Below are 23653 nucleotides of genomic sequence, written 5' to 3'. Positions count from 1 at the left end.
CGCGAGCTCCGCGAAGCTCGATGGCCGTTCCTCTCCGGATACCGCCATGCGCCTCGTGAACTCACCTGATCGCCCCACCTCCGCCATTCCGTCCAACGACCGCATTGCCGCGCCGGCCGACGGCGTGCACGCGATGCGTGGCGAGATCGCGGTCGCGCTGCCGCTGCGCCATGCCGGCGTGCAACTGCTGCGCCTGCGCTACGAGCTGAGCGGTCCGGTGGACGCGCCGGTGGTGTTCGTCGCCGGCGGCATCTCCGCGCACCGCCACCTCGCCGCCAACGCCAGCTTTTCCGAGAAGGGCTGGGCCGAAGGCCTGGTCGGGCCGGGGCGGGCGCTGGATCCCACCCAGCGGCGGCTGCTGGCGTTCGATTTCGTCGGCGCCGACGGCAGCCTGGACGCGCCGATCGACAGCGCCGACCAGGCCGATGCCATCGCCGCGCTGCTGGACACGCTGGACATCGCGCAATTGCACGGCTTCGTCGGCTACTCCTACGGCGCGCTGGTCGGCCTGCAACTGGCGGTGCGGCATCCGCAGCGCCTGCAGAAGCTCATTGCGGTCAGCGGCGCGCATCGCGCGCATCCATATGCGGCGGCCTGGCGCGCGCTGCAGCGCCGTGCGGTGGCGCTGGGCCAGCTGCAGTGCGCCGAGAGCCACGGGCTGTCGCTGGCGCGGCAGTTCGCGATGCTCAGCTATCGCACCCCCGAGGAATTCGGTGAGCGCTTCGACGCGGCGCCGGAAGTGATCAACGGGCGCGTCCGCGTCGCCGCCGAAGACTACCTGGACGCCGCCGGCGCGCAGTACGTGGCGCGCACCCAGGTCAACGCTTACCTGCGCCTGTCCGAATCCATCGACCTGCACCGCATCGAGCCGGCCGCCGTCGCCGTGCCCACGGTGGTGGTGGCGGTCGAAGGCGACCGCCTGGTGCCGCTGTCGGACCTGGTCACCCTGGTCGAAGGGCTCGGCCCGCGCGGCAGCCTGCGCGTGCTGCGCTCGCCCTACGGCCACGATGCCTTCCTGAAAGAAACCGATCGCATCGACGCGATTCTCGCCACCGCCCTACGCCCCACCGGAGTTGCCGCATGAGCACTGCCCACGACACCGATCTGCCCTGTAGTGCCGCCACCGCCGCTGTCCGCGCCGGCATCGACCGCGATACCGCCTATGGCGCGGTGACCCCGCCGATCGTGCTGTCGTCGAACTTCAGCTTCGACGGCTTCGGCAACAAGCGCCAGTACGACTACACCCGCAGCGGCAACCCCACCCGCGACCTGCTCGGCGAAGCGCTGGCGGAGCTGGAAGGCGGCGCCGGCGGCGTGATCACCGCCACCGGCATGGGCGCGATCAACCTGGTGCTCAACGCGCTGCTGCAGCCCGGCGACAAGCTGGTGGTGCCGCACGATGCGTACGGCGGCAGCTGGCGGCTGTTCAACGCGCTGGCCAAGAAGGGCCATTTCGAATTGATCACCGCCGACCTGACCGATCCGCGCTCGCTGGCCGATGCGCTGGCGCAGGCGCCCCGGCTGGTGCTGATCGAGACCCCGTCCAACCCGCTGCTGCGCATCACCGACCTGCGCTTCGTCATCGACGCCGCGCACAAGGCCGGCGCGCTGGCGGTGGTCGACAACACCTTCCTGTCGCCGGCGCTGCAGACCCCGATCGCCTTCGGCGCCGACCTGGTGATCCACTCCACTACCAAATACGTCAACGGCCACAGCGACGTGGTCGGCGGTGCGGTGATCGCCGCCGATGCCGAACTGCACCAGCAACTGGTGTGGTGGGCCAATGCGCTGGGCCTGACCGGCTCGCCGTTCGATGCGTTCCTGACCCTGCGCGGCCTGCGCACGCTGGATGCGCGCCTGCGTGCGCACCAGGAAAACGCACAGGCGGTGGTGGAACTGCTGACCACGCACGCCGCGGTGCGTCAGGTGTACTACCCCGGCCTGGCCTCGCATCCGGGCCACGCGGTGGCGGCGCGGCAGCAGCGCGGCTTCGGCGCGATGATCAGTTTCGAACTGGCCGGCGGCGAGGCCGAGGTGCGCGCGTTCGTCGACGGCCTGCGCTACTTCACCCTGGCCGAATCGCTGGGCGGCGTGGAGAGCCTGATCGCGCATCCGGCGACCATGACGCATGCGGCGATGACCGCCGAGGCGCGCGCCAAGGCCGGGATTTCCGACGGCCTGCTGCGCTTGTCGGTGGGCATCGAATCCAGCGCGGACCTGGTCGCCGACCTGCAGGCCGGCCTGCAGCGCGCGCAGCACGCCGGCGAGGCGCTGGCACGCAAACGGGTGGACGCGTGAGCAGCGGCCTGGCCGATGCACCGTCGACGCCGCTGCGCACCACGCCCACCGTGGCAGTTCCGCGGCTGGGTCTGCTCGGTACCGGCACCGTGGGCCGCGCCTTCGTCGCGCGCTACCAGGCGCTGCAGCAGCGCCGGCCCGGCCTGCCGACCTTCGCCTGGCTGGCCAATTCGCGCACCGTCGCCGATTGCGCGCTGACGCCGGCGCAGGCGCTGGCCGCGGCCAATGCCGCCGCGCGCGGCACGCAGGCGGTGACGCTGCCGGACGACCTGGGCAGGGGCGACATCGTGGTCGATGCCACCGCCAGTGAGGCGGTGGCGCAGCGCCATGCCGAGTGGCTGCGGCGTGGCGTGCACGTGGTCACCGCCAACAAGCTCGGCCAGGGCGCCGCGCTGGCGCGGGCCGAACAGATCCATGCCGCGCGGCATGCCGCCAATACCCACTACGGCGACAGCGCCACGGTCGGCGCCGGGCTGCCGTTGCTGAGCAGCCTGCGGGCGCTGGTCGCCGGCGGCGACCATATCCACGCGGTGGAAGGCGTGCTGTCCGGCTCGCTGGCCTGGCTGCTGCATCGCTACGACGGCCGCCGCGCCTTCTCCGACTGCGTGCGCGAGGCCGCGGCCGCCGGCTACACCGAACCCGATCCGCGCGAGGACCTGTCCGGCGAGGACGTGCGGCGCAAGCTGCTGATCCTGGCCCGTGCCGCCGGCCTGCCGTTGCGCGCCGAGCAGGTGCAGGTGGAGTCGCTGGTGCCGGCCGCGCTGGCCGCGGTGCCGCTGGCGCAGCTGGATGCCGCATTGGCGCAACTGGACGCGCCGCTGGCGGCGCGCCTGGCGCAGGCGCAGGCCGAAGGTGCCTGCCTGCGCTTCGTCGGCCGCTTCGATGCGCATGGCGCCTCGGTGGGCCTGCGCGCGCTGCCGTCGACGCATCCGCTGGCCAGCGGTGCCGGCACCGACAACCGCGTCGCCATCCACAGCGACCGCTATCTGCAGCAGCCGCTGCTGATCCAGGGGCCGGGCGCCGGTGCCGACGTCACCGCGGCGGCCTTGCTCGACGACGTGCTGCGGATCGCGGTGCGCTGAGCGACGCACGCGACGCCCGCAGCCGTTGCGGGCGTCGCGATTCGGTACCGACGGCCAGCCGTCGCGGTGCCGGCATTGCCAGCAACGCCGATGCCGATGCGGGCAAGCCATGCGCTGCGGCCGTCGCCTCAGCTCATTGCAGCCCCTGGCCCATGGTCTTCAGCAATTCGCCCTGGTAGTCGCCGCTGAACTCCCAGAAGAACGCGCCGCCCAGGCCCTGGGTCTTGATGTAATTCATCTTCTCGGTGACCAGTGCCGGATCGTCGTAGCTCCAGAAGGTGCTGCCGTCGTACTTCCAGTGCGCATGCGCCTGCGCGTCGACGTAGTTGGCGCCGGCGCGGCCGCGCAGCACCTTGTAGTCCTCGATTCCCGCCTCGTAGGTGCCCGGCGCGGCGCTGCCGCTCTGGTACAGGCCGTGGTTGACGTTGGGCACGTTGGTCCAGCCGCGCCCGTAGAAGCCGATGCCGAGGTTGAGCTTGGCGGCGGGCACGCCGCGGTCGAGGAAGGCCTGTATGGCGTCGTTGCTGTTGTAGTAGCGCTGGTCGCCGCTGGACGGATCGGCCGGCGACTCGAACAACGCCGAGTGGTGATTGGTCTGCGGATCCCAGGCGCCATGGAAGTCGTAGGTCATCACGTTGAGGTAGTCCAGGTACGGCGCGTACAGGTTCGGGTCGGTGACGCGGATCTTGTCGATGCCGGCGCCGACCGCCACGGTCAGCAACAGCCCCGGCCGCACCTGGTCGAGCTGGCGGCGGAATTCGGCCAGCAGCGCGGTGAAGTTCTGCCGGTCCTCGGCGCTGCCGCAGGCGATGCCGCAGGCCACCGGATACTCCCAGTCGATGTCGATGCCGTCGAACACGCCGGCCGCGGCCGCGGTGCCGCCGGCGCCGTCGGTGACCGGCAGGTTGCCGCGGATGTAGGCGTCGATGCACGAGGCGACGAAGGCCTGGCGATTCTCGGCGCGCGCGGCGCTGGAGAAGCCGCGCGACCAGGTCCAGCCGCCCAGCGAGATCAGCACCTTCAGCGCCGGGTGCGCGGCCTTGAGCTTCTTCAACTGGTTCCAGTTGCCGCGCAACGGCTGGTCCCAGGTATCGCCCACGCCGTCCACGCTCTGCGCGGCGGAGAACGCCTTGGTGTAGTCGGCGAAGGCGTCGCCGCCGGCGCCGGTGCTGCTGTCGGAGGGTTGGGTGACGCCGACTTCGCAGCGGTTGTTGCGGACGTTGCCGAAGGCGTAGTTGAGGTGGGTCAGGTAGCCGGCCGCGCCGCTGGCCTGGATGTCGCGGACCTGGTAGTTGCGGCCGTAGATGCCCCATTGGGTGAAGTAGCCGATCACGCGCTTGCCGCCGCCGGCGCTGGCGGGCAGGGTGCGTACGCTCAGCGTGGCGCTGTTGGCCGAGACGTTGCCGGCATTGTCGCGGGCACGGACCGCGTAGGTGTACGCGGTGTCGGCGGTCAGTGCCGAATCGGTGTAGCCGGTGGTGGTGGACGTGCCCACGCGAGTGCCGTCGCGGACGATGTCGTAGCCGGCCAGGCCGCTGCCGCCGGCATTGTCGGAGGCGGCGGCCCAGGTCAGGGTGATGGCATTGCTGGCGCGCGTGGCCGCGGCCAGGCCGGTGGGCACGCTCGGCGCGGTGGTGTCGGTCGACGGTGCCGCGACGGTGATTGCGACCGCGGCCGAGGTGGTGCGGGCGCCGGCGTTGTCGGTGGCCACGGCGGTCAGGCTGTAGCTGCCTGCCGCCGCGCCGCTCCAGGCGAGCGTGTAGGGCGCACCGTTCACGCTGCCCAGCGAGGTGCCGCCGCGGAAGAATTCGACGCGCGCGACGCTGCCGTCCGGATCGCTGGCCGACGCCTGCAGGGTGATGGTGTTGCCGACCACGAAGCGGGTGCCGGCGGCGGGTGCGGTCAGCGCCACGCTCGGTGGCTGGTTGGTGGAATTGCCGTCGCAGCTCCCCAGGTCCTGGTACCAGCCGCAGCTGGTGCAGTAGGTCGGCGCGGTGTTCCAGATCGGGCTGTTGGCGCGGTACAGGTGGCCGGCGTAGGTCAGGGTATCGCCGGCGGCGTAGATCGTGGCCGGATTCCAGGCGGCGACGCCGCTACACGCGGCGGCCCAGGTCTGGCCGGGCACGAGGCCGGCCAGGACGAGACAGCAGAACAGCAACCACGATCCAGCGGATTTCGTGTTCATGGTGACGCCTCCGATGCGGTGTGTCGCGCGACTGAGGAGCGGCGGTCGGCCGCTGTCTGGTTCCTTGAATCCGATCACCCGGAGCTTGGGGCGCGTGGCGCCGACGTCGTTAGGCGTTTGTGCGCGGACCGGGCAGGCGCAGGGTTCGCGTCAGGAGACAACGTTGTCAACCGACAATTGCGATGAATGCGAGACAGATCCAGGATTGCTGCGATGACAACGTTTTCATGGTCGCGCCGGATGCTGCAGCGCAGTGTCGGTGTGTCGAACCCGTCGAGCGAGGGCGTGCAGAGCTGACAAGGCGCGTCGCCGGCCAGGATGTGTGCGGCGCGCTCGCTGCTTGCTGTCGCCGCCAGCTGCCGCGACGAGACTTCCGATTGCGCGGCAAGGCGCGCTCGCGTCGCCGCGCAGGGATCAGTAGTTGGGCTAACGGCGGGTGTGTGTTCAGGGCGCCGTGCCCAGTGCCTCGAGCAAGGCCGCATTGAACCGCTGCGGCGCTTCCACCTGCGGCGAATGGCCGAGGTCGTCGAAGGCGACCAGGTGCGCGCCGGGAATCGCCGCGGCCGCGCGCTTGCCCAGCGCCGGATAGTCGCCCAGGGTCGCCGCCAGCGCCGGCGGCGCCAGGTCCTTGCCGATCGCGGTCCGGTCGCGCTGGCCGATGAACAGCGTGGTCGGCACGCGCAGTTGCGCGAAGCGCTGCACCACCGGCTGATTGAACACCATGTCCGAGGTCAGTGCCTGGTTCCAGGCCACGCGGTCGCCGCCGGGGCCGGCGTACAGGCCGGCCTGCATGCTCACCCAGCGGTCGTACTCGGGCTTCCACTGTCCGCCGTAGTAGACGGTCCGCTGGTACTGCTTGATCGAGGCCGCGTCGGTCTTGCGCTCCTTGGCGTACCAGTCGTCGACACTGCGCCAGGGCACGCCGGCGGCCTTCCAGTCCTCCAGCCCGATCGGGTTCACCAGCAGCAGCTGGCTCACGTCCTGCGGATATTGCAGCGCGTAGTGCGCGGCGAGCATGCCGCCCATCGAATGGCCGACGAACGCGGCACGGGTCACGCCGGCCTGTTGCAGCAACGCATGGGTATTGGCCGCCAATTGCGCGAAGGTGAACTGGTAGGCCTGCGGCTTGCTCGACTTGCAGAAGCCGATCTGGTCCGGCGCCAGCACCCGATAGCCCTTTGCGACCAGGGCGGCGATCGTCGATTCCCAGGTCGCCGCGCAGAAATTCTTGCCGTGCAGCAGCACCACGGTGCGGCCGTTCGGCGTGCCGGTCGGGGCCACGTCCATGTACGCCATCTGCAGCGGCTGGCGCTGCGAATCGAAGCGGTACCAATGCACCGGATAGGGATAGGTGAAACCTTCCAGTTGCGCGCCGTAGCGCGGCGGTGCATCGGTGCCCGTAGCGGATGCGAGTGGCGACAGGGCGAGGGCGGCGAGCAGCAGGCAGTGGCGCATGGCAGCGGGATGGCAGGCGTGATGGACCACGACCTTAGCCCGGCCTGCGCTTGCGAGGCGTCAACGCCTCACACCGGCGGCAGGCTGCCGCCGTTGTGCACCAGGGTCAGGCAGGCGTGGCGCTGCATCTGCGCCAGCGGCTCCTGCAACGCCGCCAGCACCTGCTCGGCTTGCGCGCCGAGCACCGGCCGGTACGCCGCCCAGCCGTTGCGGCCCTTGGCCTTGGCCTGGTACAGCGCGCGGTCGGCCAGCACCAGCAGTTGCTCCCAGCCGAGCAGGTTGTCGGGATCGTGCACGAACGGGAACTCGGCCAGCCCGATCGAGCAGGTGACCCGGCCCTGGCGGCCGTGCTCGAGCACGAACGGGTGCGCGGCCACCGAGCGGCACAGCCGCTCGGCGGCCATGGTGAGGTTCTCGCGCGGCGCCGAGCGCAGCACCAGCAGGAATTCCTCGCCGCCCCAGCGCACCACGTAGTCGCTTTCGCGGGTCAGCCGCACCAGCAACTGCGCCATCTGCTGCAGCACCGCATCGCCGGTGTGGTGGCCGCCGCTGTCGTTGATCGACTTGAAATGGTCGATGTCGATCAGCGCGAACAGCATGCCCGAGGACAGCATGTCCTCGTCGTTGGCGGCCATGCGCCGGTACAGCGCGATGTCGCTGGGGATGTGCAGCGACAGGTAGCGGCGGTTGCGCAACTGGGTCAGCTCGTCGGTGAAGCTGGCTTCCTGCAGGCGCTGGTTGGCCGCCTGCAGCGCTTGGGTGCGCTCATGCACCTGGCGTTCCAGGGCGTCGCGCTGGCGCCGGTTGTGCAGCCGCGCCAGGGCCAAGGCGCTCAGCAACAGGGCGAACGCGCCCAGCGCCAGCAACAGCCGGTAGAGCAGCGTCTCCTGGAAGCGCAGTGCGATCCGCAGTGGCAGCCGTGCCGGCGCTGCCGCCCAGACGCCGGCGTTGTTGCTGCCGGTCACCTCGAACACATAGTCGCCGCCGGGCAGATTGGTGTAGCTGACCGCGCGTTGGCGGATGTCGTCGAGAGTGCGCCAGTCGCGGTCGTAGCCGAGCAGGCGGTAGCGCAACTCGACGTTCTGCGGCGCCTGGAACGAGGCGGCGGTGAACTCGAAGTCGAGGTCGCGCGCGCCTTCCGGCAGCGGCGCCGGCAGCGCCTGCGGCGTCAGCCACTGACCCAGCGCGCGGACCCGCTCCACCACCGGTTGCGGTGCCACCGGATTCTTGACGATGCCGGCGGTGTCCAGTGCGACCACGCCGTCGCGGCTGGGCAGCCACAGCGCGCCGTGCTCGATGAAACCCTTGCCGTTGCCGGCGCCGTTGCAGCACATGCCTTGCACGCCGCCATGGCGTTGCGCGCGCTCGGTCAGCATCAGTTCGGCGTTCAGCGGCGCCTGCGGCGACGCCGCGTGGCGCTGCAGGTTGGCCAGGCGCACGCGGTAGACCCCGCGCAGGCCGGCCACCCAGATCGCGCCGTGGCCGTCGTCGGCGATGAAGAACGCGGCGTTGACCGGCAACCCGTCCTGCTCGCCGAATGCATACCAGTGCCTGCCGTCGAACAGCCACAACTGCTCGTTGAGGGTGCCGACCAGCCACTGCCCGCCGGGCAGTTCGTGGATGGCGGTGATGTCGGCGCTGGCCAGCGCCGAGCCCGGCGGGGCCAGCGCGATCAGGCGCTCGCCGCGCAGTTCGTACAGGCCCGACTGCGCGCCGACCAGCAGGCGCCCGTCGCGGGCCTCGTGGACCAGGCGGATGCGCGGATCGCGCAGCCCCTCGGCCGTGCCGTAGCGGCGCAGCCGCGCGCCGTCGGCGCGGAACAGGCCGTCGTCGCTGGCGAACCACAGCCGCTGCGCGCGGTCGCGGGCGATGCCGCTGATCTGCAGGTCGCGCAGCGGCGCCAGCCAGGCGGGCTGACTGAGCCGGCCGTCGCGGTAAAGGGCGGCGCCATGGCGGGTGCCGATCCACAGCTGCCCGGGTTCAGCCAGCAAGGTGTAGGGCGCCTCGTTGTGCAACTCCGCCAGACTCAGGCGCTGCTGGTAGCGGCTATCGCGCAACTGCGACAGGCCGCTGTCGGTGCCGACCCACAGCGATCCATCCGGATCGCGCGCCAGGGTCCACACCAGCGCGTCGTCCAGCCCTTCGTGGGTGCTGTAGCGACGGGTCCAGCCGTTCCACAGCCGGGTCGCGCCGTTCCAGCTGCTGCCCAGCCACAGGTTGCGTTCGCGGTCCTCGAAGATGGCGTTGACGCCGATGTTCGGCTTGCTCTCCGGGTTGCGTTCGACGATGGCGCCATCGCGCACGCGCAGTAGCGCACCGGGCAGCCCGACCCACAGGTTGTGGTCGCTGTCCTCGAACAAGGCCTGCACTGCGCGCCGGCTCAGGTCGGCGGCATCGGGCAACCATTGCCAGCGTCCGTCGCGGCGCACCAGCAGGCCGTCGCGGGTGCCGGCCCAGATCGTGCCTTGCGCCTCCAGCAGGTGCTGCACCGGCGTGGCGCCGGCCTCTTGCGGTAACGGCAGCGACACCGGCGCGTCCTGGCCGGCGACGAAGCGCAGTACCGCGCCGCGTGTGCCCACCCACAGCGCGTCGGCGCGCGGCAACAGCGTGTGGGCGCCGCCGGCGATGCGGTGACGCAGTTGCAGGCGATCGCCCTGTACGGCGTACACGCCATCCTGCGCGGCGACCAGCACGGTGCCGCGCGCGTCGGTGGCGATCGCCTCGATGTTGAGCAGCGGCGCCTGCGGATCCTGCGGCAGCAGCGTGGTAAAGCGACCGTCGCGGTAGCGGGACAGGCCGCGGTAGGTGCCGATCCACAGCGTGCCGGCGGCATCCACGTGCAGCGCCTTGATCAGGTTGCCGGGCAGGTGCGCCGGCGCGCCCTCGTTGAACGAGGTCATGCGCACACCGTCGAAGCGGGTGAGCCCGCCCATCGTGCCGATCCACAGATAGCCCTGACGGTCCTGCGCGAACGCCTGCACGCTCAGCTGCGGCAGGCCCTGGTCCAGGCCCCAGCCTTCGCGTTCGTAGTGATTGAACTGCTTGTCCGGTTGCAGTGCCCGCGCCTGCGGCACACACGCGCTCCACGCTGTCGAGAGCATGGCCAGCTGTAGCGCCAGCAGGCGCCAGGAGGCGTATGGGAACCGCAAGAGCATGCCAATGCCGGATCGGCTGACGTCTCTTGCGTTAGCGGCACCGCCGCGCGGATCTTTATCCGCGTAGCGGCGGAGACGCTGGCGATCGCGAGGGCCAGCGTCCATTGGGATGGTTCAGCACTCGATGACGTTCACCGCCAGCCCGCCGCGGCTGGTTTCCTTGTACTTGTCCTGCATGTCGCGGCCGGTGTCGCGCATGGTGCGGATCACCTTGTCCAGCGAGACCTTGTGCTTGCCGTCGCCGCGCATCGCCATGCGGCTGGCGTTGATCGCCTTGACCGCGCCCATCGCGTTGCGCTCGATGCAGGGAATCTGCACCAGGCCGCCGATCGGGTCGCAGGTCAGGCCGAGGTTGTGCTCCATGCCGATCTCGGCCGCGTTCTCGATCTGCCCCGGCTTGCCGCCGAGCGCGGCGACCAGGCCGCCGGCGGCCATCGAGCAGGCCACGCCGACCTCGCCCTGGCAACCGACCTCGGCGCCGGAGATGGAGGCGTTTTCCTTGTACAGGATGCCGATCGCCGCGGCGGTGAGCAGGAAGTCGAACACGCGCTGTTCGTCGGCGCCGGGGCAGAACCGGTCGAAGTAGTGCAGCACCGCCGGGATGATCCCGGCCGCGCCGTTGGTGGGGGCGGTGACCACGCGGCCGCCGGCGGCGTTCTCTTCGTTGACCGCCAGCGCGTACAGGTTGACCCAGTCCAGCGTGGTCAGCGGATCGCGCATCGCCGCTTCCGGCTTGGACGACAGTTCGCGGTACAGCGCCGGCGCGCGCCGCGACACGTGCAGGCCGCCGGGCAGGGTGCCTTCCTCGCGGATACCGCGCGTCACGCAGGCCTGCATCGCGCCCCAGATCTCGCGCAGACCGGCGCGGATCTCGTCCTCGCTGCGCCAGCACTTCTCGTTCTCGAACATCAGCGCGGCGATGCTCAGGCCGCTGCGCGCGGCCTGCGCCAGCAGTTCGTCGCCGCTCTTGAACGGGTAGGGCAGTGGCGTCTCGTCGGCCACGATGCGGTCGTCGGCAGCATCGTCCTGGTTGACCACGAAACCGCCGCCGACCGAGTAGTAGTCGCGCGTGGCGATGACTTCGTCGTTGGCGGCGTAGGCGGTGAAGCGCATGCCGTTGGTGTGGTACGGCAGCTTCTGCCGCTTGTTCATCGCCAGGTCGCGCTTTTCGTCGAAGGCGATCTCGTGCTGGCCGAGCAGGTTGATGCGCTTGCTGCCGCGGATGCGCTCCAGCGCGCCAGGGATGATGTCCGGGTCGATCAGGTTCGGGCGCTGGCCTTCCAGGCCCAGCAGCACCGCCTTGTCGGTGCCGTGGCCGCGCCCGGTCAGGGCCAGCGAGCCGAACACTTCGGCGCGCACGCGCACCACGTCCTGCAGGCGGCCCTGGTCGAACAGCCAGCGGTGCACGAAGCGCTCGGCGGCGCGCATCGGTCCCACGGTGTGCGAGGAACTCGGCCCGATGCCGATCTTGAACAGGTCGAAGGTACTGACAGCCATGCGCGTGCCGAAGGGGTGGCGAAAGACCGTCTATTCTATGCTTCCGGCGCGCGGCACAGGTCCGCAGCGCAGCATTGGACGCGAGCATGTCCCTGACCCTGTACCAGCGCGACGACTGCCATCTGTGCGACCAGGCCCTGCAGGTGCTGGCGCAGGCGCGCGTGGCCGAGCCGCACAGCGTGTTCATCGACGACGACGCGGCGCTGGAGGCGCGCTACGGCGTGCGCGTGCCGGTGCTGCGTGCCGCCGACGGGCGCGAACTGGATTGGCCATTCGATGCCGCCGGCGTGCGCGCCTGGCTGGCGGCCTCGGCCGAACGCGCCTGAGCCGCGCATAAAAAAAGCGGCGGACCCGACGAGGAAATCCGCCGCTCAGCGGCCGCGCGCCGCGGCCTGTGGCGAATCATTTCGCCTTGAACACCACCTTGGTGCTGATCGCGGTTTCGTTGGGGATGGTCTTGGTGTCGGCCCAGTCGCCGCCGCCCACGCCGAAGTCCAGGCGCTTGACCGTGGCCTTGCCGGCCAGCACCGGCTGCGCGCCCGGGGTCCAGGTGAAGGTCAGGGTGACCGGCTTGGACACGCCGCGCAGCTCCAGGGTGCCGTCGGCGGCGAACTGATTGTTGCCCAGCGCGCGGAACTTGTCGGCGCGGTAGTGCGCGGTGGCGAACTTGGCGACGTCGAAGAAGTCCGCGCCCTGCAGGGTGGAGTCGCGGTCGGTGTTGCCGCTCTTGGCGCCGGCCAGCGGGATGGTCACGTCGAGCTTGGCGCCGGCCAGGTTGGCCGGGTCGAAGCTGAGCTTTGTGTCGAAGCCGGGGAACTGGCCGGTGAACACTTCGCCGTCGTACTTGCTGGCGAACACCAGGGTGGAGCCGGGGGCCTGCACATAGTCGGCGGCCCGCACCGCGGGTGCGGCGGCGAGCAGGGCAACCAGGCTGGCGGTGACGGCGGCGGGGGACGCGAAACGGGTCGACATCAACAGCTCCTCAGGATTTGGGGGTGAGCCAACCGCGCGGCAGCATCCGCGCCAGGGTGGCATCGCGTTGGAACAGGTGGTGGTAGAACGCGGCGCCGGCATGTGCCAGGACCACCGCGATCAGCAGCCAGAAGCCCCACTCGTGCACCGCGTGCGACAGGTCGCGCAGGTGTTCGTTCGGGGCGCTGAGCTTGGGCACCGCGACCAGGCCGAACCAGCGGAACGGGCGCAGGCCGCTGGCCGAGTCGTACAGCCAGCCGGACAGCGGGATGGCGAAGATCATCACGTACAGCAGCACGTGGGTGGCGCTGGCGATGCGTTCCTGCCAGCCGGGCGTGCCCGGCACCGGCTTGGGCGCGCCGGCGTACAGGCGCCAGCCCAGCCGCACGATCACCAGCGCCAGCACGGTCAGGCCCAGCGACTTGTGCGCGGTGTAGACCCAGAAATACTTGGGCGTCTTCGGCAACTCGCCCATGGTCAGGCCGACCACGCCAAGCAGCAGGATCAGCGCGGCGATCAGCCAGTGCAGGGTCTGGCTGACGCTGCCCCAGCGTTCGGCAGAGTTGCGTGCGCTCATGGCGTGCCGTCCTGCGCTGCCGGCGCGCGGGTGTCGGTGGGCGCGGTTGGCGTGGTGCTCGGCTCCGGATCCGGCTCGGCCTTGGCGCCGCCTTCGCGGGTGGCTTCGGCCTCGATGCGCAGCTCCACCGTGCCGCCGATCACCGACGGCCAGGCACTGATGCCGAAGTCGGCGCGCTGCAGCGTGGTGGTGGCGGAGAAGCCGGCGGTGCGGCGGAATGGCGGCAACGGATGGCGCTTCACTGCGTTCAGGGTCACGTCCAGGGTCACCTCGCGGGTGACGCCGTGCAGCGTCAGCTGCCCGATCACCTTGGCGTGCTGCGCATCGATCGGCTCCACGCGGGTGGAGACGAACTGCGCCTCCGGGTAGTGCTCGCCGTCGAGCAGGTTGTGCGCCAGCGCGGCGCGGTTCCACTTGTCGTCGCCCAGGTCCAGCCGCTGCAACGGCACCCGCGCCTGCAGCCGCGCGCTGCGCCAGTAGTCCGGATCGAACACCAGGGTGCCGGTGCTGCCGGACACGGTGCCCAGCGCCTTGGAGAACCCGGCGTGCTCGATCGCGAACAGCACCCGCGTGTGCACCGGGTCCAGCGCGTACTGCGCCGGCGCGGCGAGGGCGGCGCCCGGCAAGGCCAGCAGGAGGGCCACGAGAGAGGGTTTGAGCATGGAGCGGGGCCGCGCTGGGAGGTCGCCGGATTCTAGTCACAGTCCGGGCCGGCTGCGTACCTGCGCCGCGTAACGGTTCGTTGCACGCTGCGACAAGTGTGATTTTTAGGCCGCCGCGGGGTATAAGAACGCTGCCGTGGCGAGCGGCACACGGAGCGGGCGCCCTGCGCGTCCGGCCCCGGCAGTGCGCCGGTGTTCATCCGCCGACGTCCTTTGCCGGAGCCGATGTCCATGTCCATCCCGCATCCCCCACGCCGGTGGCGCTGCTGGGGGCTGGCCTGCCTGCTGGCGCTGGCCGGTCTGTGCGCCGATGCCTGGGCCGGGGTGCCGGAGCTGCCGCGCTTCCGGGTGTTCTCCAGCGAGCAGGGGCTGCCGTCCAGCGACATCTCCGCACTGCAGCTGGACCGCGACGGCTACCTGTGGATCGCCAGCGGCGATGGCCTGGCCCGCTACGACGGGCGCGAGTTCCGGGTCTGGCGGCACGACCCGGCCAATCCCGCCTCGCTGCGCTGCAACTACGTGCAGGACATGCACATCGACGCGCGCGACCGCATCTGGGTGGCCTGCGAGGGCGGCGGGCTGAGCGTGCTCGGCGCGGACCGGCGCGGCTTCCGCCACTTCAACATGGCCACGCAGCCGGCGATGCGCAGCGACGAGGTGTTCGCCATCGCCAGCCGCGGCGACGCGGTGTTCTTCGGCACCTACCGCGGCGGCCTGTATCGGCTGGGCGGCGATGGCCGGGTGCAGCGCATCCGCGCTGGCGATCCGAAGGTGGACGCATTGCTCGACAGCGCGGTGCTGACCCTGGCCTTCGACGACGCCGGAGTGCTGTGGGTGGGCACCTTCAAGGGCCTGGTGCGCTACGACGGCCAGCGCGTCAGCGCCTACCGCATCGACGACGGCACGCCGGACAAGGCGCAGGTGATCACCTCGATCACCCCGCTCAGCGACGGCCTGTGGTTCAGCGGCAACACCGGCCTGTTCCGGCGCGACCGCGCCGGGCGCTGGCTGCGCGCGGACTGGGCCGACGCCCTGCACCGCGCGGTCAGCACGATCGCCGAGGACGGCGCCGGCGGCTACTGGCTCGGCAACGGCGAGGGCCTGTGGCACAAGCCGGCCGACGGGCCGGCGCGGCGGGTGGACACCGGCGGCGCGGCGGTGTCCGGCGCCAGCGTGGTGGAGGCGGTGCTGCGCGACCGCGAAGGCGGCCTGTGGGTGCCGCTGCCGACGCGCGGCCTCGGCTATCTGCGTCCGGACTGGCGTCGCCTGGCGGTGCTGGGCACCGCGCAGGGCCTGCCCGCCGACCAGTACGTCGGCCTGGCGCCGGCGCGCGCCGGCGGCGTGTGGCTGCTCGGTTCCGGCGCCAGCGTGTTCCGCCTCGACACCACCAGCGGTGCGCTGAGCGCGCCGCACTGGGCCAACGGCGCGCCCAATGGCCGCATGCTGTCGGTGCTGGACGATCCGCGCGGGGCGTTGTGGATGGGCGGCAGCGCCATGCTGCTGCGCGGTCCGCTCGACGGTGGCCGCCTGCAGCGCTGGACCCGCAGCGCCGGCGAAGCCGATGCGATTCCGGACGGCACGCTCGCCTGGCTGCAACTGGACGCGCGCCAGCGGCTGTGGATCGCCGCGCCGGGCTACGGCGTGCAAGTGCGCGATGGCGACGGCCACGTCCTGCAGAACCTCCCCGGTGGCCAGCACGGCCTGGCCGGGACCGACATCGCCGCGTTCGCGATGTCCCCGGACGGCACGCCGTGGGTGGCCGACGAACAGCTCCAGCACTGGGACGACGCGGCCGGGCGGTTCCGCACGCCGCCGGAACTGGCTGGCGAGAAGGTGCAGTCGTTCGCCTTCGCCGACGCACGCACGCTGTGGGTGCACCGGCTGTCCGGGCTGGAACTGTGGCGGCACGACGGCACGCACTGGCAGCGCAGCCAGCGTTACGCGGTGGCCGAAGGGCTGCCGGCCACCGAGTCCAGCGCGCTGGTCGCCGATCCGCAGGGTCGCGCCTGGCTGGGCATGCGCCGCGGCCTGTTCCGGGTCGATCCGCGGCACACCCCGGCGGTGCGCGCGTTCGGCACCCGCGACGGCCTCGGCAGCCAGGAACTGGTGCGGCGCGGCCTGCTGATGACCGCCGACGGCGTGCTGGTGGCGGCCGCCGCCGACGGCAGCGTGGCGCTGCTGGACACGCGGCAGCCGGATCCGGTGCCGGTGCCGCTGGCGCTGAGCATGGAGAGCGTGCAGGTGCGGCGCGGCCCGCAACTGCTGAGCCTGCCCACGCGCGGCGACTTCACCCTGCGCTCGGACGACCGCGACCTGCGCGTGGCGGTGCGGCTGCTGTCCTACATCGATCCCGAACACATCGTCTACCGGTTCCGCCTGCCGGGCTACGACCGCGACTGGGTCAGCACCGGCGCCAGCGGCGAACGCATCCTGCCGCAGCTGCCCGACGGTGCGCAGGTGCTGGAGATCCAGGCGCGCACCCGCAACGGCGCCTGGTCGCCGACGCTGCGCCTGCCGTTCCAGGTGCAGCCGCCGTGGTGGCGCAGCGTCTGGGGCATCGTCGGGCTGCTCGCCGCGGCCGGCCTGCTGCTGCTGGTGTCGCTGCGCGCCTACCGGCGGCGCCTGGGCCGCCAGCACGCCTGGGAGCTGGCCCTGCACAAACAGGAACTGGCCGAGCAGGCCTCGCTGGCCAAGACCCGCTTCCTGGCCACGCTCGGCCACGAGGTGCGCACGCCGCTGACCGGGGTGCTGGGCATGAGCGAGTTGCTGCTGGCCACGCCGCTGGATCCCAAGCAGCGCGGCTACACCGAGTCGATCCGCCGCGCCGGTACGCACCTGCTGCACCTGGTCAACGACGCGCTGGACCTGGCGCGGATCGAGGCCGGGCGCCTGCGCCTGGAGTCGCAGCCGTTCGCGCTGCAGGCGCTGATCGCCGAGGTGGTCAACCTGATGGCGCCGCTGGCGCAGGCGCGCGGGCTGCGCTTCGATCTGCACGACGCCATGCCCGGCGCGACCACGGTGGAAGGCGATGCGCTGCGCGTGCGGCAGATCCTGCTGAACCTGCTGGGCAACGCGATCAAGTTCACCAGCAGCGGCTCGGTGGCGCTGAAGGTGGCGCCGGCGCAGGATGGCCAAGGGCTGTGCATCGAGGTGGCCGACACCGGCCCGGGCATCGGCGCCGAGCAGCAGGCGCGGTTGTTCCAGCGCTTCGAACAGGGCGACGGCCCGCGCACCGCGGTGCGCCAGGGCGGCAGCGGCCTGGGCCTGGCGATCAGCCAGGAGCTGGCGATGGCGATGGGCGGGCGCATCCAGGTCGAGAGCCGGCTCGGGCACGGCGCGCGCTTCCGCGTGGGCCTGCCGCTGTGCTGGCGCCCGGCGCAGGAGCCCGCGGCGGTGCCGGCGGTGGCTCCGCGGGCGCGCACCGCGCTGCGCATCCTGCTGGTCGAGGACGAACCGACCGTGGCCCAGGTGATGGTCGAACTGCTGCGCGGCCGCGGCCATCAGGTGGCCTGGGCCGCGCACGGCCTGGAGGCGCTGACCGAAGCCAGCCAGGGCAGCTTCGACATCGGCCTGCTCGACCTGGATCTGCCGGCGCTCGACGGCCTGGCGTTGGCGCGGCAGTTGCGCGCGCTGGGCCACGGCTTCCCGCTGCTGGCGGTGACCGCGCGCTCCGACGGCGAGGCCGAGTCCGCGGCGCGCGCCGCCGGCTTCGCCGGGTTCGTGCGCAAGCCGGTCACCGGGCAGATGCTGGAGGCCGCCATCGACGCGGTGCTGGACGGCGCGCCGCCCCGGCTCTGAGGCGATGCGAATCGGTTGCCAGCGCCGGCGCTTATCGCCGACGATGGGGTGGTGGCGCGGGACGGACGCCCGTCAGGGGAGACAGAGGCGATGCGGTCGAGACGGATCTTGGGATGGCTGCTGCTGGCGTGGTCCGCGGTCGCTGGCGCGGCGGTGCCGCCGACGCCGCAGCCGCGCCAGCTGACCGTGGCCGACGGCCTGCCGTCCAACAGCATCAATGGCTTTGCCGAGGACAAGCTCGGCTATCTGTGGCTGGCCAGCAGCGACGGGCTGGCGCGCTTCGACGGACGCGGCTACCGCATCTGGCGCATCGAGGACGGCCTGCACGCCAACAAGATCTGGTCGGTGCACGTCGATGCGCAGAACCGGGTCTGGTTCGGCACCGACGGTGCCGGCCTGGGCATGCTCTCGGCCGACCGCCGGCAATTCCGCTACTACGACAGCAGCACCTATCCGCAGATCGGCGGCACCACGGTGTGGGCGATCGCCTCCACGCCGGACGGCAGCGTCTGGTTCGGCACCGCCACCGGCGGCCTGCACCAACTGCGGCCGGACGGCCGCCTGCGCCGCTTCATGCCGGTGCCCGGCGACGAGCGCAGCCTGCCGTCGGCCACGGTCATCCACCTGGCGACCACGTCGGACGGGACCCTGTGGGTCGGTACCCGCGACGGTCTGGCGCGCTGGACCGGGCACGACTTCCAGCGTGTCGACGCGGCCGCGCTGCCGCACCCGGAAGTGCAGGGGCTGACCCCCGAACACGACGATACGCTGTGGGTCTCCACCCAGGGCGGAGCGCGCCTGCTGCGTGCCGATGCCAGCGTGGTGGAGCCGTACTGGCGCAACATGCCCAGCGAGAGCGTGCTGGGGATGCTGGTCCACGACCGCCATGGCACCCGCTGGTTCGACACCATGGACGGGCTGGGCCGCGAGAGCGAGTCGGGGGTGATCCGCAACGTGCCGCTGTACAGCAACTCCGCGCACGGACTGGTCAAGCCGAACTGGTCGCTGGCGTTCGAGGACCGCGAGGGCGGCTTGTGGTTCGCCAGCACCAATGCCGGCCTGTGGCACCTGCCGGCCAACTGGCAGCAGTTCTCGGTGCTGTCCCACCGGGTGGACGACCCGGAGTCGATGGGCAATCCCTACGTGCAGGCCACCGCCGCCGCCCGCGACGGCGGCGTGTGGCTGGCCGGCACGCGCGGGGTGCTGGACAAGCTGGACCCGGCCACCGGCGTCGTGCATCGGCACATGCAGGCGATGTTCGGACGCAACTGGTCGCGGGCGATCGCCGAGGACCCGCAGGGGCGGGTGTGGGCGGCGGCCTGGGGCGCGCTGTTGCGCTACGACCCGGTCAGCGGCGAGGTGCGGCGCTGGGGCAGCGACGCCGGTGCCGATGCGGCGATTGCGTCGCAGGTGCAGCGGATCACCTTCAGCGACGATCGCCACGTCTGGATCTTCAGCGACATCGGCGGCGTGCAGGTGCGTGACCTCGACGGCCACGTCCTGCGCGACATGGCGCCGGGCACCAACGGCCTGCCCGCGGAACTGGTGGTGGACGAGGCCCAGCCCGGGCCGCAGGGCCAGCCCTGGGTGCTGGGCCGTCACGGCCTGCTGGCCTGGAACCCGGCGCGCGTGCGTTTCGAGCCGGTGCCGGGTGCGCCGCGGCGTCCGCTGAGCGCCTTCGCGATCAGCGACGGCAATGTGGTCTGGCTGGCCAGCGTCGGTTGCCTGGAGCGTTATCTGTGGGATGGCAGCCGGCTGAGCCTGCTCGACCGCATCGATGCCGAACAGGAGTTCCCGGCGCTGGCGCCGAACGGCCTGGTCGTCGATGCCAGCGGCGTGGCCTGGCTGAGCAGCATGCGCGGGCTGATCCGGGTCGATCCGGCGAGCAAGGCGATCCGCTCCTACGGTGTGCACGATGGCCTGCCCAACCAGGAGTTCTACGCGCGCACCCTGGTGCAGGCGCGCAGCGGGCAGATCCTGGGCGGCACCCCGGATGGGGTGGTGCTGTTCGAGCCGTCACAGGTGGTGCCGTCGCGGCGGCAGCCGCCGCTGGTGATCGAGCGCATCGGCGTGCGCCGCGGCGAGCGCGCGCTGGACCTGCTGCACGCCGACCGCATCGTGCTGCAGGAAGGCGACCGCGATCTGCACGTGGTCGCGCGCCTGCTGTCGTTCTCCGACACCGACGCCAACACCTATCGCTTCCGCCTCAGCGGTTACGATCCGGACTGGGTCGATGTCGGCGCCAGCGGCGAGCGCCTGTTCTCGCGCTTGCCGTCGGGCCACTACACCCTGGAGATGCAGGCGCGTACCGCCGACAAGGTGTGGTCGAAGGTGATCACGCTGCGCTTTCGCGTGCTGCCGCCGTGGTGGCGCAGTCCGTGGGGCGTGGCCGGGCTGGCGGTGCTGGCGGTGCTGGCACTGTGGCTGCTCGCCTACCTGTACCGGCGCCGCCTGCGCCGGCGCGCCGCCTGGCAACTGGCGGTGCACAAGCAGGAGGTGGCCGAGCAGGCCTCGCTGGCCAAGACCCGCTTCCTGGCCACGCTCGGCCACGAGGTACGCACGCCGATGACCGGGGTGCTGGGCATGAGCGAACTGCTGCTGGCCACGCCGCTGGATCCCACGCAGCGCCGCTACACCGAATCGATCCGCGACGCCGGCTCGCATCTGCTGCGCCTGGTCAACGATGCGCTGGACCTGGCGCGGATCGAGGCCGGGCGCCTGGAACTGGAGCAGCAGCCGTTCGACCTGGGCCGGCTGATCGCCGAACTGGAGGCGATGATGGGGCCGATGGCGCGTGGCCGCGGCCTTGCCTTCGCCCTGGACAACGCCATGCCGCCGCAGGTCACCGCGCGCGGCGACGCCACGCGGGTGCGGCAGATCCTGCTGAACCTGCTCAACAACGCCATCAAGTTCACCGAGCACGGCAGCGTGGAGTTGCGGGTGGCGCCGCTGCAGCCGCAGCAGGGCGTGCGCTTCGAGGTCGCCGACACCGGGCCGGGCATCAATGCCGAACAGCAGGCGCGGCTGTTCCAGCGCTTCGAGCAGGCCGACGGGCCGCGCACCGCCGCGCGCTACGGCGGCAGCGGCCTGGGCCTGGCGATCAGCCAGGAACTGGCGGTGGCGATGGGTGGGCGCATCGAACTGCGCAGCCGCCTCGGTGCCGGCACCCGCTTCCTGGTCGAGCTGCCGTTGCCGTGGACGCCCGAGCCGCTGCCGCAGGCGCCGCGCGACCCCCGCGCGTTCGCCAGCGCCGCGACGCCGCGGCGGATCCTGCTGGTCGAGGACGACCCGACCGTGGCCGAGGTGGTCGGCGGCCTGCTGCGCGCGCGCGGCCACCAGGTCACCCACGCTGTACACGCATTGGCCGCGCTGACCGAAGCGGCGGCCAGCACGTTCGACATCGCCTTGCTGGACCTGGACCTGCCCGGTCTGGACGGCCTGGCGCTGGCGCGGCAGTTGCGCGCCTTCGGCTACGGCATGCCGCTGATCGCGGTCACTGCCCGCGCCGACGCCGACGCCGAGCCGCAGGCCCGCGCCGCCGGCTTCAGCGGCTTCCTGCGCAAGCCGGTGACCGGCGAGATGCTGGCGGAGGCGGTGGAGGCGGTGGAGGGGAAGTCGGGACCGGGGACCCGGGACCCGGGACCCGGGGAAAGCGACGGTAGCCCTGAAGCCACATAGACGGTGCGCGGGGCACGGCCTCTTTAGGAGCGGCTTTAGCCGCGACCCGGCGTTCTCGGCCGCGTCGGGTCGCGGCTAAAGAAGCTCCTACGAGAGCCCAGGAACCGTGCGGACCGCATCGCCCTCGCCGTTGCGAATCCCCAATCCCAAATCCCCACTCCCAGCTACTCCGCCACCTCTTCCACCTGCTTCGGATGCGGCCGCGTATCCGGCAACTGCCAGAAGATCAGCGTCGAGGTCAGGGTGATGGCACCGACGCAGACGAAGGTCGCGTGCAGCGCCGCGGTGGCGCCGTGGGTATCGCCGAGATGGGTGTTGAACGCCGCCAGCAAGCTGCCGGCGGCCGCGGCGCCGAAGCCGGTGGCCAGCATCATCACCATCGACAGCAGGCTGTTGCCGGCGCTGGCCTGGTCGCGATCCAGGTCGCGCAGGGTCACCGTATTCATGACGGTGAACTGCAACGAGTTGACCGCGCCGAACAGCGCCAGCTGCAGCAGCCGCCAGCCCAGCGGCTGGCCGACGTCGAACAGCAGGAAGCTGGCCATCGCGGTGCCGACCAGCACGGTGTTGGTCATCAGCACGCGGCGGTAGCCGAAGCGCTCCACCAGCTTCACCGCCGCGCGCTTGGAGGCCATGCCGGCCAGCGCCACCGGGATCATCATCAGGCCGGCGTTCATCGGGCTCATGCCCAGGCCCACCTGCAGCAGCAGCGGGATCAGGAACGGCATGCTGCCGCTGCCTACGCGCGAGAACAGGTTGCCGAGGATGCCGATGCGGAAGCTGATGACCTTGAACAGGTGCAGCGGGAACAGCGGCGCCGGCGCGTTGGCCGCGTGCAGCCAGTAGCCGATCAGCGCCGCCAGCCCGGCGATGGCCAGCAGCATCACGAAGGCGTGGCGCAGGCCCAGCTCGGAGATGCCGTCCAGCGCCAGCGACAGCGCCACCATGCCGAAGGCCAGCATCGCGTAGCCAATCAGATCGAAGCGGGTACGTTGCTCGCCGTAGAAGTCCGGCATGATCTTCAGCGCGGCGGCGAAGCCGATCGCGCCGATCGGCAGGTTGATCAGGAACACCCAGTGCCAGGACGCCACCTGCACCAGCCAGCCGCCCAGGGTCGGCCCGACCAGCGGCCCGATCAGCGCGGGAATGGCGATGAAGCTCATGGCGCTGAGGAACTGCGCGCGCGACACCGAGCGCATCACCGCCAGCCGGCCGACCGGCAGCAGCATCGCGCCGCCGATGCCCTGCAGCACGCGCGCGGCCACCAGATACGGCAGCCGCGGCGCCGCCGCACACAGCAGCGAGCCGAGGGTGAACAGCACGATCGCGATCAGGAAGGTGCGGCGGGTGCCGTAGCGGTCGGCGATCCAGCCGGAGGCGGGAATGAACATCGCCACCGCCAGCGCATAACTGAACACCACCGACTGCATCTGCAGCGGGCTCTCGCCGAGGCTGCGCGCCATCGCCGGCAGCGCGGTGTTGACGATGGTCGCATCGAGCATCTGCATGAAGATGGCCAGCGACACCAGCCATAACAGCGGACGGAAACTGCGCGCGTTGGGAACGGCGATCGGATCGGAGGAGGGCGCGGACATCGGCATGCAGGGCGACGCGGGGGGCAATAGGATCGCGCAGATCGCGTCGCCGTGCCGTGCAGCCGCGCTCGCGGCGCGTGCGTCATCCAGTCGGCGCTCAGCGATGACGCTGACAGGGTGGGACCCGTGACCCGGGATTCTTCCGCACGTGCAGCGCGGCTGCGACTGCGCTGTGGGAGGGACTTCAGTCCCGGCGGGCCTTACCGGGAAAGTTTGTCGGAACTGAAGTCCCTTGCACAAGAAAATCGCCACTTTCCCATCGGGTCGCGCGATAACGCTTTTGCTCGGAACTCCAGGCTTCCCGCGTCCCGTCAGGACGCGGTGTCGGCGGCGACCGGCGGCACGTGTAGCGCGACGCAATTGCCTTCGCAATCCTCGATTTCGGCGACCTCGCCGAAGGCGCCGACCAAGGTCGGCGGATACAGCACGCGGCCTCCGGCGGCGATCGCTTTGTCGAGCGTGGCGCGGACGTCCTGTACCGTGAAGTACAGGCGCGCGCCGGCCTGGCCGGGCGTGTAGCTGTCGCCTTGGGCCAACGCGCCGCTGGCGCCTGGACGGCCCGGCGCGTAGGGGAAGAACGCCATGGCGTTGCCATCCACTTGCGCACGTTCGAACGTGGTATCGAACACGGCGCTGTAGAAGGCGATGGCGCGCTCCAGGTCGGCGGCCGGGATTTCGAAGTAACTGACCGGATTCATG

The 23653-nt window shown here is 71.3% G+C and carries 15 protein-coding genes and 1 pseudogene; 6 read left to right on the top strand and 10 right to left on the bottom strand.

Annotated features, from left to right (window positions below; genetic code table 11):
* The first annotated feature begins 46 nt into the window (after window positions 1-46).
* From metX to FHR66_RS17110, 3 genes are read left to right on the top strand one after another with little or no spacing between them, the layout of a single operon-like run.
* Entirely contained in the window at window positions 47-1084 is a 1038-nt protein-coding gene (metX, locus tag FHR66_RS17120; protein ID WP_160965518.1) for a homoserine O-succinyltransferase MetX, read from the top strand.
* A complete protein-coding gene (locus FHR66_RS17115) occupies window positions 1081-2298 on the top strand; it encodes an O-succinylhomoserine (thiol)-lyase (protein ID WP_160965516.1) in 1218 nt (405 codons plus the stop codon). The genes metX and FHR66_RS17115 overlap by 4 nt, the downstream gene beginning before the upstream one ends.
* 32 nt (window positions 2299-2330) lie before the next feature.
* Window positions 2331-3380, top strand: a complete 1050-nt coding sequence (locus FHR66_RS17110) for a homoserine dehydrogenase (RefSeq protein ID WP_202394580.1) — start codon at window positions 2331-2333, stop codon at window positions 3378-3380.
* Between the two features lie 133 nt (window positions 3381-3513).
* On the opposite strand, the gene FHR66_RS21165 is transcribed toward FHR66_RS17110, so the two are convergent.
* The 5 genes and pseudogenes from FHR66_RS21165 to FHR66_RS17090 form a co-directional block, all read right to left on the bottom strand.
* Window positions 3514-4758 carry a glycoside hydrolase family 18 protein gene (locus FHR66_RS21165; protein ID WP_237475258.1) on the bottom strand — a complete coding sequence of 415 codons (1245 nt, stop codon included), beginning with the start codon at window positions 4756-4758 and terminating at the stop codon, window positions 3514-3516.
* Window positions 4759-5103: 345 nt separating this feature from the next.
* Window positions 5104-5565 (bottom strand): annotated as a pseudogene (locus FHR66_RS21160) (Ig-like domain-containing protein); the annotation flags it as partial.
* A 444-nt stretch (window positions 5566-6009) separates the two neighbouring features.
* Window positions 6010-7020: an alpha/beta fold hydrolase gene (locus FHR66_RS17100; RefSeq protein WP_160965512.1), complete on the bottom strand. Its 1011-nt coding sequence runs from the start codon at window positions 7018-7020 to the stop codon at window positions 6010-6012.
* Window positions 7021-7088: 68 nt separating this feature from the next.
* The gene (locus FHR66_RS17095; protein WP_237475252.1) at window positions 7089-10175 is read right to left on the bottom strand and encodes a ligand-binding sensor domain-containing diguanylate cyclase; all 3087 of its coding nucleotides are present in this window, start codon (window positions 10173-10175) and stop codon (window positions 7089-7091) included.
* 114 nt (window positions 10176-10289) lie between these two features.
* The gene (locus FHR66_RS17090; protein WP_048490425.1) at window positions 10290-11672 is read right to left on the bottom strand and encodes an L-serine ammonia-lyase; all 1383 of its coding nucleotides are present in this window, start codon (window positions 11670-11672) and stop codon (window positions 10290-10292) included.
* 86 nt (window positions 11673-11758) lie between these two features.
* On the opposite strand from FHR66_RS17090, the gene FHR66_RS17085 reads away from it, so the two are divergent.
* Entirely contained in the window at window positions 11759-11998 is a 240-nt protein-coding gene (locus FHR66_RS17085; RefSeq protein WP_160965510.1) for a glutaredoxin family protein, read from the top strand.
* 76 nt (window positions 11999-12074) lie between these two features.
* On the opposite strand, the gene FHR66_RS17080 is transcribed toward FHR66_RS17085, so the two are convergent.
* From FHR66_RS17080 to FHR66_RS17070, 3 genes are read right to left on the bottom strand one after another with little or no spacing between them, the layout of a single operon-like run.
* Window positions 12075-12647, bottom strand: a complete 573-nt coding sequence (locus FHR66_RS17080; protein WP_202394575.1) for a YceI family protein — start codon at window positions 12645-12647, stop codon at window positions 12075-12077.
* Window positions 12648-12654: 7 nt separating this feature from the next.
* Window positions 12655-13221: a cytochrome b gene (locus FHR66_RS17075; protein ID WP_160965506.1), complete on the bottom strand. Its 567-nt coding sequence runs from the start codon at window positions 13219-13221 to the stop codon at window positions 12655-12657.
* Complete coding sequence (locus FHR66_RS17070) at window positions 13218-13883, bottom strand: YceI family protein (protein ID WP_160965504.1); 666 nt, start codon at window positions 13881-13883, stop codon at window positions 13218-13220. The genes FHR66_RS17075 and FHR66_RS17070 overlap by 4 nt, the downstream gene beginning before the upstream one ends.
* Window positions 13884-14114: 231 nt before the next feature.
* On the opposite strand from FHR66_RS17070, the gene FHR66_RS17065 reads away from it, so the two are divergent.
* Together FHR66_RS17065 and FHR66_RS17060 are read left to right on the top strand one after the other, a co-directional pair.
* Window positions 14115-17681: a hybrid sensor histidine kinase/response regulator gene (locus FHR66_RS17065; RefSeq protein WP_160965502.1), complete on the top strand. Its 3567-nt coding sequence runs from the start codon at window positions 14115-14117 to the stop codon at window positions 17679-17681.
* Window positions 17682-17789: 108 nt separating this feature from the next.
* Window positions 17790-21359, top strand: a complete 3570-nt coding sequence (locus FHR66_RS17060) for an ATP-binding protein (RefSeq protein ID WP_167087975.1) — start codon at window positions 17790-17792, stop codon at window positions 21357-21359.
* A gap of 164 nt (window positions 21360-21523) precedes the next feature.
* Here FHR66_RS17060 and mdtD read toward each other — a convergent pair whose 3' ends face one another.
* Entirely contained in the window at window positions 21524-22954 is a 1431-nt protein-coding gene (mdtD, locus tag FHR66_RS17055) for a multidrug transporter subunit MdtD (protein ID WP_160965498.1), read from the bottom strand.
* Between the two features lie 311 nt (window positions 22955-23265).
* Complete coding sequence (locus FHR66_RS17050) at window positions 23266-23652, bottom strand: VOC family protein (protein ID WP_160965496.1); 387 nt, start codon at window positions 23650-23652, stop codon at window positions 23266-23268.
* Window position 23653 lies beyond the last annotated feature (1 nt).

This window comes from Xanthomonas sp. F4 (genome assembly GCF_011761895.1).
This window is presented reverse-complemented; position numbering and strand designations above follow the sequence as displayed.

What these genes read in the sequence shown, in the direction of transcription:
- FHR66_RS17070 (WP_160965504.1), bottom strand. Translation starts at nt 13,883, where the DNA reads ATGCTCAAACCCTCTCTCGTGGCCCTCCTGCTGGCCTTGCCGGGCGCC.
- FHR66_RS17090 (WP_048490425.1), bottom strand. Translation starts at nt 11,672, where the DNA reads ATGGCTGTCAGTACCTTCGACCTGTTCAAGATCGGCATCGGGCCGAGT.
- FHR66_RS17050 (WP_160965496.1), bottom strand. Translation starts at nt 23,652, where the DNA reads ATGAATCCGGTCAGTTACTTCGAAATCCCGGCCGCCGACCTGGAGCGC.
- FHR66_RS17065 (WP_160965502.1), top strand. Translation starts at nt 14,115, where the DNA reads ATGTCCATCCCGCATCCCCCACGCCGGTGGCGCTGCTGGGGGCTGGCC.
- metX (WP_160965518.1), top strand. Translation starts at nt 47, where the DNA reads ATGCGCCTCGTGAACTCACCTGATCGCCCCACCTCCGCCATTCCGTCC.
- FHR66_RS17100 (WP_160965512.1), bottom strand. Translation starts at nt 7,020, where the DNA reads ATGCGCCACTGCCTGCTGCTCGCCGCCCTCGCCCTGTCGCCACTCGCA.
- FHR66_RS17085 (WP_160965510.1), top strand. Translation starts at nt 11,759, where the DNA reads ATGTCCCTGACCCTGTACCAGCGCGACGACTGCCATCTGTGCGACCAG.
- mdtD (WP_160965498.1), bottom strand. Translation starts at nt 22,954, where the DNA reads ATGTCCGCGCCCTCCTCCGATCCGATCGCCGTTCCCAACGCGCGCAGT.
- FHR66_RS17075 (WP_160965506.1), bottom strand. Translation starts at nt 13,221, where the DNA reads ATGAGCGCACGCAACTCTGCCGAACGCTGGGGCAGCGTCAGCCAGACC.
- FHR66_RS17115 (WP_160965516.1), top strand. Translation starts at nt 1,081, where the DNA reads ATGAGCACTGCCCACGACACCGATCTGCCCTGTAGTGCCGCCACCGCC.
- FHR66_RS17095 (WP_237475252.1), bottom strand. Translation starts at nt 10,175, where the DNA reads ATGCTCTTGCGGTTCCCATACGCCTCCTGGCGCCTGCTGGCGCTACAG.